Here is a 10,718-nt window from a genome sequence, read left to right as displayed (position 1 = left end):
GTATCCGTAACGTCCGTATTGGCGCGCCAGTTCGATCATGTCGGCCACCAGAAGCTCCTCATCGGCACGACCCCTCGGTCGATGTCGCTGAGTGGATCGATGCTGGCCAAGGGCCTGACAAGCCCGACGCTCCGATACTGCCAGCCGCGTGCGGACATGATCGATGCAGGCGCGGCGACGCGAAGGGCTCAGAAGTTTCCCCGGGCGGCCTCGGTGAGGATCAGTTTGTCCAAGGTCAAGTCCGAGACGGCCTTCCTCAGCCGCTCCCTCGCCATTGGGCTCGAACCAATGGCGCCGCAATGGCTCGANCGGCGACGCGAAGGGCTCAGAAGTTTCCCCGGGCGGCCTCGGTGAGGATCAGTTTGTCCAAGGTCAAGTCCGAGACGGCCTTCCTCAGCCGCTCCCTCGCCATTGGGCTCGAACCAATGGCGCCGCAATGGCTCGATCCTTCTGCAGCCGCTTCAGCTCCCTCAGCTGGTCGGTTCCCATCCCGCCATACTGCTTGCCCCAGCGGTAGTAGGTCTGCTCGGTTACCCGCACTTCGCGGATCGCATCCACGCGCGCCATTCCCTGACCCACCAGCACGTCAACCTGCCGTAGCTTCGTGACAATCTCTTCCGGCTTGTGTCGCTTGTTCGCCATTCCTGGTCCTCCGTTCCCTAAACATAGCGGTGGACCAATTCAGTTGGGGAGGCTCAACTTTTGCCGGACACGCTCGGAATTCTCAGGAACCCACACGGGCGGACTTCGTCTCCCGCCTATCCCTTGCACGCGAGTTGATCACCCTGCAGCCTTGCCAGCGCGCAGCCGCGCTATCCGTTCCCGCAAGCTTTGGAACACCACGTAGAGCGCTGGAATCACGAAAATTCCAACCACAGCCGCAGCGAGCATCCCGCCCGCCACGCCGGTTCCGACCGACCGGCGCGAGATCATCGAAGCCCCTGTCGCTGTCACCAGCGGGATGAGTCCGGCGATGAAGGCGAGGCTGGTCATCATCACCGCCCGGAAGCGTTCCCTCGCCCCTTCGATGGCGGCATCTGTCACCGCCATCCCCTCCTCGCGCCGCGCCTTGGAAAACTCCACGATCAGGATAGCGTTCTTGGCCGCCAGAGCGACCAGAACGACAAGGCCGACCTGGGCGTAGATGTTGAAAGGCAAGCCGGCAAGCCAGACTGACCCCATTGTGCCCGCCACGCCGAAGGCGACGGACAGCATCACCGGCACCGGTATCGTCCAACTTTCATAAAGTGCCACCAGGAAGAGATACGCAAATAGAAGCGCGAGCATCAGGATCTGGGCGGTCTGGCCCGAGGCTTCCTTTTCCTGAAGCGCCGTGCCCGTCCATTCGTAGCCGTAGCCGTCGGGCAGCGTCGTTGCCGCAACCTCCTCCATCGAAGCGATCGCTTGTCCCGAGGATTTGCCCTCTGCCGGGTTGCCCATGACCGTTGCGGATCGTGTGTTGTTGTAGCGTTGAAGAAGCGAAGGGCCGACTGTGAATTCCGGTGTCGCAACCGCGCCCATCGCGACCATCTCGCCACTGCGCGAACGGACATGGATTCGCGCGATGTTGTCGACGGAACTGCGGTCGACCTCGCGCCCCGTGAGCTGGACCTGCCAAGCCCGCCCGAAAAGGTTGAAATCGTTGATATAGGCCGAGCCAAGGATCGATTGGAGAGTGCCGAACACGTCGGAAAGCGAGACGCCGAGCGCATAGAGCCGGTCGCGGTCGATGTTCAGGAAGATCTGCGGCGTCGAGGTCGAGAAGGTCGTGTTGACCCCGTCCAAGCCCTCGTTCTGGTTCGCCGCGACGGTCAGCCCGCGCGCAGTTTCGGCAAGTTCGACCGGGTCGCGGCCCTGCCGGTCCAGAAGCTGGAACTCGAAGCCGGACCCGGTTCCAAGGCCGGAGATCGGCGGCAGGTTGAAGGGCAGGACCTGCGCCTCCCTCAGCGCGGCACCACTGATGTAAGTTTGCCGGATCGCGGCGAAGACGGATTTCGCCAGCGCCTCGCGCTCGGCGAAGGGTTGCAGCGTCACCAGGGTAAAGCCAGCGTTGGATTTCGCCAGCCCGTCGATGATCGAGAAGCCCGAAAGGCTCGTCACGCTCTGTACACCTGGAAGGTCCTTGACGATCTCGTAGACCTGACGCTGCGCCTCGACCGTCCGGTTGACCGAGGCGGCATCCGGCAGGCGCGTCTCGATCATGAAGTAGCCCTGGTCTTCCGCCGGCAGGAAACCCGTCGGAACGACCTTGAACAGGAACCCTGTCAGGGCAATGGCCCCGGCGAGAAGCAGGAGGCCAAGCACGGCGCGCCGCGCGATGGCGCCTGCAACGCGGCCATAACCGTCGCGCGCCTTGTCGATCCCGCGCGAAATCATGCCCATCACGCCCTTCTTCGGCCCGTGGTGCGGCGACAGGATGATGGCGCAAAGCGCGGGCGACAGCGTCAGCGCATTGATTGCAGAAATCACCATGGAGACCGAAACGGTCACCGCGAACTGCTGGTAGAGCTGGCCCGAGATGCCCGGGATGAACGCGACGGGCACGAAGACCGACAGAAGGACGAGCGTGATTGCCACGATGGCGCCGGTGATTTCGCCCATCGCGGCCCGCGCGGCTTCGGTAGGGGACATGCCCGGATTGGCGGCCATCTTGGCCTCCACTGCCTCCACTACGACAATGGCGTCGTCCACCACGATCCCGATCGCAAGAACCATGGCCAGCAGCGAGATCGTGTTGATCGTGAAGCCGAATGCCTGCAACGCCGCGAAGGTGCCCACGAGCGCGACCGGGACCGCAACGATGGGAATAATCGTCGCGCGCAGGCTGCCGAGGAAGACGAAGACCACGATGACCACGAGCACGAAGGCTTCGATCAGCGTGTGCTCGACTTCCGCGATGCTTTCCTCGACGAAGACCGAGTTGTCGCCGACGACTTCAAAACTCACGCCCTCCGGGAAGGTCGCGCTCAACTCCTCCATGACGCGCTTTGCGCCTTCGGCCGCCGCAAGGGAGTTCGAGCCGGGCGCGAGGTAAAGCCCGATCAGCGTGGCGGGCGCGCCGTTGAACGTGGTCTGCACATCGGAATTGCGTTCGCCCAGCCGAACCTCCGCGACGTCGCCGATCGTCACGACCGAGCCATCGGGGTTGGACCGGACGATGATGCGGGCGAACTCCTCCGGATCGGAGAGCCGCCCCTGCGTCTCGATGTTGAGTTGCAGGCCGGGGTCATCGACCATGGGCTGCGCGCCGATACGGCCCAGCGCCGCTTGCAGGTTCTGCGCCTTCAGCGCCGCCGACACGTCGGACGGCGTCATTCCCAGCGCGGTCAGACGGTTGGCGTCAAGGATGACGCGCATCGCGAATTCGTTCGAAGAAAAGATGGTGGCGTCTCCGATGCCCGGAACACGCTTCAGCGCGTCCAGGAGGTATATCCGGGCGAAGTTGGTCTGCGTGGCCGCGTCGACCGATGCGTCGGGCGAATAGAGCGCGAAGGCGACAAGCAGCGCGGTCGACTTCTTTGCGACCTTGACACCGGTCTGGCGCACCTCCTGCGGCAGCAGGGGCTCGGCCAGCGCCACGCGGTTCTGGACGTTGACCGTGGCGATGTCGGGATCTGTTCCGACCGCGAAGGTGACGCTCAGCGAATAACTCCCATCGGCGCCGGATGTCGACTTCATGTAGATCGAGTCCTCGACGCCGATGACCTTGTCCTCGATCACCTGGGCGACGGTCTGTTCCGTCACCGCGGCCCCGGCGCCGGGGTAGACCGCGGTGACCGACACCTGGGGCGGCACGATGTCGGGAAACTGCTCGACTGGCATGGACCGCATCGCGATCAGGCCAGCCAGGAAAAGCACGATGGAAATGACGGCCGCGAGCCGCGGGCGGGAGATAAAGACGTCGGAGATCATAGCTCAGTTGTCCCCTGCGGGCGCGGCGTCCACGGTGGCGCCGGGGCGGGCCTTGTTCACACCTTCGGTGATGACCATCTCGCCGGCGTCAAGACCGGATACGACAATCGTACGTCCCGCAGTCGTCGCCCCGGCATCGATGCGGCGCTGTTCAACAACGGACTCGGAATCGACGACCATCACATAGGCGCCGGTCAGGTCGCGCAGCACCGCCTGCTGCGGCACTGTCAGCGCCATTTCCGGCTCGGCACCCCGGACAGTGACCGTCACCAAAGCGCCGTCCCGCAGGACGCCTTCAGTGTTGGCAAAGTTCGCACGGATAAGCACGGTATCGGTGGACTGACTGACCGACACGTCTGCGAAATCCACGATGCCCGGCACCGGATAGACCGACCCGTTGCCCAAAATCAGCTCGACCGAGAAAACCTCGTTTTCGCCGCTCAACGATGCCCTGTCACGCAGGTCGAGAAGATCGCGTTCCGGAATCGGGAACTGTACGCTCATCGGATCGGTTCGGACGAGTGGGACGAGTGTACCTGTGTCGGGACCTATCAGCGCACCGACATCGATAGCGGACAGACCTACACGACCGGCGAAGGGTGCATTTATCTCGGTATAAGACAGGTTCAGCGCGGCAAGGTCGCGCTGAGCATCGGCTCGCTGGACTTCGGCGGTAGCTTGCTGCGCCTCGGCGGTGGCACGGTCGAGCTGCGACTGCGCGGACACCTGACGCGCGACCAGTTCCTCCTGCCGGTCACGTTCGATGAAGGCGAGCCGCTCGCTTGCCCTCGCACTATCCAGGACCGCTTCAGCCTGCGCGAGCGACGCCTGGTATTCCTCCGGCTCGATGCGGTAGAGAACCGAACCTTCCTCCACCGTTCCGCCTTCGGTGAAGCCTATTTCTTTCACGAAGCCGCTGACGCGCGCACGGATGTTGACTTTCTGTACGGCCACGACACGGCCATTGAACGATGCGCTTTTGGCGACCGCCGTCACCTCGGCGGGGGCGACCGTAACGGCCGGCACCAACGACGGCGTGGATTGAGCCTGGGCGGGTTGCAGCGTGCAAAGAACGACTGCCATGGCAATGGGAAGGCCGTGCTTTCGGATCTTTGATGCCTTGCCCCGAGACGCATCTTTCCTCGAAATCAACTGCATCCTGCCCCCAATAGATTTACGAGTATTGTCAGAGCAATTGAACCTAGCCGACCCTCCCTGCCCCCTCTTCTATCGAAAGAAGGTACAAAGAATTGATCTGTAAGGGGAAAGACCTTGCAGAGCGCCGACGAGACCAACAACCGAGCCATCGCAATCGTAACAGATCAAGTTCTTCTGACAACACCCGGTGGACCAATTCAGTTGGTGAGGCTCAAAACCTCTCGATCGACGCGACTAGACGGTTTCGCCACGGCTCATCCGATCAAGAAACAGCCTGGCGTCTTCCAAGATCGCGACCCGTTTTCGGGCATCCATCCTGTCCCACGTCCGGTACATCTGCGCCATGCGCGGGTTACCTTCTAACCGGTCGCGATGGCGAGACAGGAAGTGCCAGTACAGCAGGTTGAACGGACAGGCATCGTCTCCAACCTTGCTCTTCACCGAGTATCGGCACGCCCCGCAGTAATCCGACATCCGGTCGATATAGTTGCCGGAGGAGATGTAGGGCTTGGAGGCGAAGAGCCCGCCATCGGCAAACTGGCTCATGCCGAGCGTATTCGGGGCCTCGACCCATTCAAAGGCGTCGGCATACACGGCGAGGTACCACTCATGGACCTGTGCCGGATCGATCCCTGCGAGAAGCGCGAAATTCCCGGTGACCATCAGCCGCTGGATGTGGTGCGCATAGGCCTCGTCACGGGTCTGGCTGACTGCCTCGCGGAGGCAGACCATCCCGGTCTCCGCGCCCCAGTAGAGTGCGGGCAGGTCCCTGTCATGACCGAGCGCATTGCGACGGGTGTAGCCGGGACCCTCGCGAAAGTAGATTCCCCGGACGAACTCCCGCCAGCCGATAATCTGCCGGATGAAGCCCTCCGCCGCGTTGAGGGGCACACGACCAGCCTTCCAGTCGGCCTCCACGCGCCGGCAGACGTCCAATGGATCCAGCAGGCCGATGTTGAGGTAGGTCGAAATCAGGGAGTGGTAGAGAAACGGCCGCCCCGCCAGCATGGCATCCTGATAGTCGCCAAAGGCGGGTAGCCCAGTTTCGATGAAATGTGCCAGAGCCGCTTCGGCCTGCGGAGCATCCGTCGCGAGGCCGAAAGGGTGAAGACGGCCGAAGTTCTTGCCGAACCGGGTCTCGACAAGGTCAAGAACCTCAGCGACCGGTTCATCAGGATCGAAACGCAACGGTGCCGGAAGAAACAGGTCATCACGTGCCGGTTTGCGGTTCTCACGATCAAAGTTCCACTTGCCGCCCGCCGGTCTGTCGCCCTCCATAAGCAATCCAGTCCGACGTCGCATTTCGCGATAGAAATAGTCCATGCGCAACTGTTTGCGCCCTTCGGCCCAGCGGTCGAAATCGGCGTGGCTGGCAAGGAAACGGTCGTCCTCCAGCATCTCCAGATCAAGCGGAACGGTCTCCAGCGCTTCGATCAGCCGCCATTCACCGGGGCGGGTTGCCACGGCTCGGCGCGCCCCGGTCTGGGAAGCCCGCCGCAGCAATTCTGCCGGGATCGAGCCCGTGTTCTGCGGATCGTTCAGCTTGGTATAGGCAACCTGCCAGCCCTCAGCGCGTAGACGCCCGGCGAATTTACGCATCGCCGCCAGGATCAATGCGATTTTTTTTGGATGATGGAGCACATATCGCGCCTCGGTCGCGACTTCGGCCATTACAACGAGGTCCTGCGCCTTGTCGGCATGGCGCAGCGCCGCAATGCTTGGGGTCAACTGGTCACCGAGGACAAGGACCAGCCTCACCACGGCACCTCAGCGCCGGACCAGTCGTAGAATCGGCCGGTATGCTCGGGACCGATGCCGTCGATCACGCGCAGCAGGTTTTTCGCGGCAACCTCCGGCGCAACCTTCCGGTGCCCGGGATAGTTGCTGGTGAAAGGCGTCGCGACCGTTCCGGGATGCAGGGCTACGACAGCAGCATCCTTGAGCCTTCGTCCAATCTCGATCGCGGCCGTCCGCACGATCTGATTGGCGGCGGCCTTGGAGGCACGGTAGGAATACCACCCCCCTATACCGTTGTCGCCGATGGACCCGACGCGAGCCGTCAGCACGGCCACGACTGATCGGCCATTGCGCGGCAGCAATCGGGGTGCGTGCCGCAGGATGAGCGCCGGCCCGATGGTATTGACGGCCAGAACCTCCGCCATCCGAGCCGCATCGATCTGGTCCAGAGATTTTTCAGGGCCGGTGCTGTCCGGCGTGAGGATGCCGGTTGCCACCAGTATCAGATCAAAGGGGCCGGCCAGCTCGCCAAGAAGATGGTCGACCGAGGCCATCTGGGTCACTTCCAGTCCGTCCTGGCTGCGCGACAGTGCCACCACCTCGACGCCGCGACCAGCCAAAGTCGAAGCCGATGCAGCACCGATCCCACCCGAGGCACCGATGACAAGCGCTCTGTAAACCCGGCGTGACGATAACTGATCGCGTGTGAAGCCTTGAGGAAGGCTGGATTCGCCGGCCATCAGTACGGGTCAGCAGTTCTGCCGCCGGATTCTGCTTTTTGGAAAACCATCAACGTAACGACAATACCGCCGATAATTAGAGAATGGGCTACAACCGAAGCGCCGAAGAACGCGAAACTTCCAATCGCCATAGAGAAAATCGCGCTCCACATCCATGCAAGCGTCTGCATGAGCATATGGGCTGTAGAAATCGGGTAGTTCCTAAGCGGGTTCTTCGATTCATCCATAACGCCATTCCAGGCGGCACGAACATTGGATTTGTTGAGCATTTTCTCCTCCTGAATTTGTTCTGATTACGCTTGGATACCGCTGCCGGATCACTTTGGAGACAGCTCTGCTTTGCCGTATCACCGACCTGAGCCTCCCCAACTGAATTGGTCCACCGCTATGGTCAGGAAACGGAGGACCAAGAATGGGGAAAAAGCGACACAAACCGGGAGAGATTGTCATGAAGCTGCGCCAGGTTGAGGTGCTCGTAGGACAAGGCATGGCGCGGAGCTACCGCGAACGCGTCGGCGCCCTCGTGCGCGGCCTGACCGATCCCGCAGGGATGGAGGAGGCAAAGGAAGCGCTGCGGGGGCTGATCGAGAAGATCGTGCTGGTGCCGATGGCGACGCCGGAGGGCGGGACCGCGCTCGGGATCGACCTCCACGGCGCGCTGGCGAGCCTGTTGCGGCTGGCGTCGGGCCTGCCGGTCGTGGCGGGCGCGAATGCCGAAGGATCCGCCGGGGCGGATTCTCAAGGCATTGATATTGCTGAAGAATTAGTGTTGGTTGCGGGGGCAGGATTTGGCTTATACCGAACCCGCACTGAGCTACTCTAATAGGCCTTGAGCGACATCATCACTACGAATTTTGGAGGCGGCTTGTTGGCGGTCGATGTATAACAGCGGTGCCGCCACGTGCGAGGATCGCGGATTGGCCGCGGCGGGTGGTGGTGTCAGACCAATTCGAACCCGTCTCCACAAGGGCAGGATCGCTGTCCCTTATGACGCGCCGAGGCCGCGCCACTCGGCGAGAGCGGCGGCGCGGTTGAGCTTGAAGTTTTGTCGCGAATAGAGGTGGCGTTCCTCACTGAAATGATTGACGACCGAGGCGTGGACGGCGGCGAACATCTGCAGACTTCGTAGCCTCCGAAAGCGCTGCATCGCCCGTTCTCGTCGTCGGAACGGCAGGTGCGAATTCTCCGCCCGATTGTTGAGCCAGCGGCCCGTTTCCTGCCGGTGCGCCGCGCCGACTGTCAATCCGCATCCAATCGTGACCCCGTATCGGCGTCCAAGATTGACCCCCTTGGTGCTGAGCTGGCCCGGCGCTGCGTAGTCCTCATGTAACGCAGCGGCGGCGGGCCTGCGTGGTTGCGGCTTGCTGTTACGCCCGGTTTTTGAAGCGCCAGCTTTCGTTGCCGGTCTCGACGATCTCGCAATGATGTGTCAGCCGGTCGAGGAGTGAGGTGGTCATTTTTGCGTCGCCGAAGACGGTGGGCCATTCGCCGAACGCCAGGTTGGTCGTGACGATGATCGAGGTCCGCTCGTAGAGTTTGCTGATCAGATGGAACAGGAGCTGGTTGCCGGTCTGGGCGAACGGAAGATAGCCGAGTTCGTCCAGGATCAGGAAGTCCAGGCGGGAGATCAGGTCTGCGGTGCGGCCCTGCCGTTCGGCCCGGGCTTCCGCGTCGAGCTTATTGACCAGATCGACGACGTTGAAGAACCTTCCCCGTCTGCCGTTTCTGATGCAGGCACGTGCGATGCTGACCGCGAGATGGGTCTTTCCGGTTCCGGTGCCGCCGATCAGCACGAGGTTGCGCTGATGATCGAGGAAGTCGCCGGTGGCGAGATCACGGATCAGGGTCTCGTTGACCTCGGCCGCCTCGAAGTCGAACTCCTTGATCTCCTTGGCCAGCGGTAGTTTGGCGATGGTCATCTGGTATTTGATCGAGCGCGCCTGCTTCTCACTGATCTCGGCGGCCAGGAGGTCGCCAATGATCTGTTGCGGCTCGTGTTGTCGCTTGACCGAAAGCGAGGTGCGCACGAGGTTGACGAGCTTCAGCCGACCTGCCTCCTCCAGCCAATGAAGCGACCTCCGACAGCGCGTCTCCAACGCGCGCTTGTGGCCATCATTGAAGTAGTCTTCGAAGCCGTGGGCCGGAACAATCACCCGATCCCCGGTCGCTCGCATCCGCAACTCGAAATGGAACCTTCGGATCGACGCCTCGGTGATCTCGTTCTTCTTGCGCAGGTCCCGCGCGGTAGCGAAATCAGCCGGGGACCACAGCATCGCCGCCGGCAATCGCTCGAGCCCCGCAGCCTTGCGCTCCCGGGCGCCGCGGCCGATCCGGCCAACCTCCTGCAAATAGTCCTCCAGGTAGGCCGGAGGCGACAGATGCACCACGTAGTGTATGTCGGGAATGTCCATTCCCATTCCAAAGGCCTTCGTCGCGACTAGCACGTCGATCCGCCCCTCGCGGAAGTCCTCTACAAGCTCCTCGCGTAGCCCTGCGGAAAGGCCGGCGTGGAACGCCTCGGACGCTGCCCCCGTCTCCCGTGCGATTGCCGATGCGACGGCCTCGGCATGAGCGCGGCGCGTGACGAAGACAAGCACGCCGCTGCGCTGACCGGTGCGCGCGCCATTCGCCTGCGCCGCGCTTACGGCTGCCGCGAGATGGGGCAGCCGGATGATCTCGGGCGACGTTTTAAAGTACCGGAAGCGCGAATGTTTGGTCATCCCAAAACGCTATCCAGCGCCCTGCCCGGCCTCAAGCCCAGTTCCTCTGACAGAGCCCCCGGAGAACATCGCTCCGGGCGTTTTGCGTTAGCCCCCTCCGAGGGTTCCTCCCTGGCCCATGTGTATGCGGGGGGCTGAGCGCAGAAGATCGCCAGCGACAGTCGATTTCACCGGGGAATCCACCCGGAATCCACCCGCGACGCAAACCTCAATAAAGTTTTTATTTACAGATAATTGCGTCGTGTCTGCAGTCTTTCGGAGTGGATTTTTGACCAAAACAGTAAAATCCACCGAGGAATCCAGTTTGGCCGGAATCCACCCCTTGGAATCCACCTCGGTAACCAGCGACACCGGGCAAAAAACAGACCATTTCCGGTCGTGTCAGATCGGCTCTTTCGCGGCGTAGAAACGGATGTCTGAGATCGCGATGTCGGCTTCGAATTCGCGGCCG

Annotated in this window: 7 protein-coding genes and 4 pseudogenes; 1 reads left to right on the top strand and 10 read right to left on the bottom strand. The window is 62.2% G+C overall.

Features of this window, described 5'->3' with window-relative positions; all coding sequences use genetic code 11:
• The 7 genes and pseudogenes from R5H32_RS19990 to R5H32_RS19960 all read right to left on the bottom strand — a co-directional run.
• Positions 1-266: pseudogene (locus R5H32_RS19990) on the bottom strand (IS3 family transposase); the annotation flags it as partial.
• Positions 267-444: 178 nt separating this feature from the next.
• Positions 445-642 (bottom strand): annotated as a pseudogene (locus tag R5H32_RS21015) (transposase); the annotation flags it as partial.
• 138 nt (positions 643-780) lie between these two features.
• Complete coding sequence (locus R5H32_RS19980) at positions 781-3,912, bottom strand: efflux RND transporter permease subunit (RefSeq protein ID WP_318340419.1); 3,132 nt, start codon at positions 3,910-3,912, stop codon at positions 781-783.
• A 3-nt stretch (positions 3,913-3,915) separates the two neighbouring features.
• The gene (locus tag R5H32_RS19975) at positions 3,916-5,070 is read right to left on the bottom strand and encodes an efflux RND transporter periplasmic adaptor subunit (protein WP_318340418.1); all 1,155 of its coding nucleotides are present in this window, start codon (positions 5,068-5,070) and stop codon (positions 3,916-3,918) included.
• Positions 5,071-5,304: 234 nt separating this feature from the next.
• On the bottom strand, positions 5,305-6,831 hold the full coding sequence (locus R5H32_RS19970) for a cryptochrome/photolyase family protein (RefSeq protein ID WP_318340417.1): 1,527 nt from the start codon (positions 6,829-6,831) through the stop codon (positions 5,305-5,307).
• Entirely contained in the window at positions 6,825-7,547 is a 723-nt protein-coding gene (locus R5H32_RS19965; RefSeq protein WP_318340416.1) for an SDR family NAD(P)-dependent oxidoreductase, read from the bottom strand. The genes R5H32_RS19970 and R5H32_RS19965 overlap by 7 nt, the downstream gene beginning before the upstream one ends.
• Positions 7,547-7,816, bottom strand: coding sequence for a hypothetical protein (locus R5H32_RS19960; protein ID WP_318340415.1), 270 nt, complete (start codon positions 7,814-7,816; stop codon positions 7,547-7,549). The genes R5H32_RS19965 and R5H32_RS19960 overlap by 1 nt, the downstream gene beginning before the upstream one ends.
• Positions 7,817-7,995: 179 nt before the next feature.
• Between R5H32_RS19960 and R5H32_RS19955 the strand changes: the two genes are divergently transcribed.
• On the top strand, positions 7,996-8,370 hold the full coding sequence (locus R5H32_RS19955) for a hypothetical protein (protein ID WP_318340414.1): 375 nt from the start codon (positions 7,996-7,998) through the stop codon (positions 8,368-8,370).
• Between the two features lie 162 nt (positions 8,371-8,532).
• Here the strand turns inward: R5H32_RS19955 and R5H32_RS19950 are convergent.
• The 3 genes and pseudogenes from R5H32_RS19950 to R5H32_RS19940 form a co-directional block, all read right to left on the bottom strand.
• Positions 8,533-8,775, bottom strand: a pseudogene (locus R5H32_RS19950) (DDE-type integrase/transposase/recombinase); the annotation flags it as partial.
• 139 nt (positions 8,776-8,914) lie between these two features.
• Positions 8,915-9,610, bottom strand: a complete 696-nt coding sequence (istB, locus tag R5H32_RS19945) for an IS21-like element helper ATPase IstB (RefSeq protein ID WP_318340420.1) — start codon at positions 9,608-9,610, stop codon at positions 8,915-8,917.
• A 270-nt stretch (positions 9,611-9,880) separates the two neighbouring features.
• Positions 9,881-10,267, bottom strand: a pseudogene (locus tag R5H32_RS19940) (helicase-related protein); the annotation flags it as partial.
• Positions 10,268-10,718: the final 451 nt, after the last annotated feature.

It is taken from the genome of Defluviimonas sp. D31, from assembly GCF_033436765.1.
Classification (GTDB): Bacteria; Pseudomonadota; Alphaproteobacteria; order Rhodobacterales; family Rhodobacteraceae; genus Albidovulum.
This window is presented reverse-complemented; position numbering and strand designations above follow the sequence as displayed.

Excerpts from the sequence above, each read along its gene's own strand:
- R5H32_RS19960 (WP_318340415.1), bottom strand. The coding sequence starts at position 7,816 with ATGCTCAACAAATCCAATGTTCGTGCCGCCTGGAATGGCGTTATGGAT.
- R5H32_RS19980 (WP_318340419.1), bottom strand. The coding sequence starts at position 3,912 with ATGATCTCCGACGTCTTTATCTCCCGCCCGCGGCTCGCGGCCGTCATT.
- R5H32_RS19975 (WP_318340418.1), bottom strand. The coding sequence starts at position 5,070 with ATGCAGTTGATTTCGAGGAAAGATGCGTCTCGGGGCAAGGCATCAAAG.
- R5H32_RS19955 (WP_318340414.1), top strand. The coding sequence starts at position 7,996 with ATGAAGCTGCGCCAGGTTGAGGTGCTCGTAGGACAAGGCATGGCGCGG.
- R5H32_RS19965 (WP_318340416.1), bottom strand. The coding sequence starts at position 7,547 with ATGGCCGGCGAATCCAGCCTTCCTCAAGGCTTCACACGCGATCAGTTA.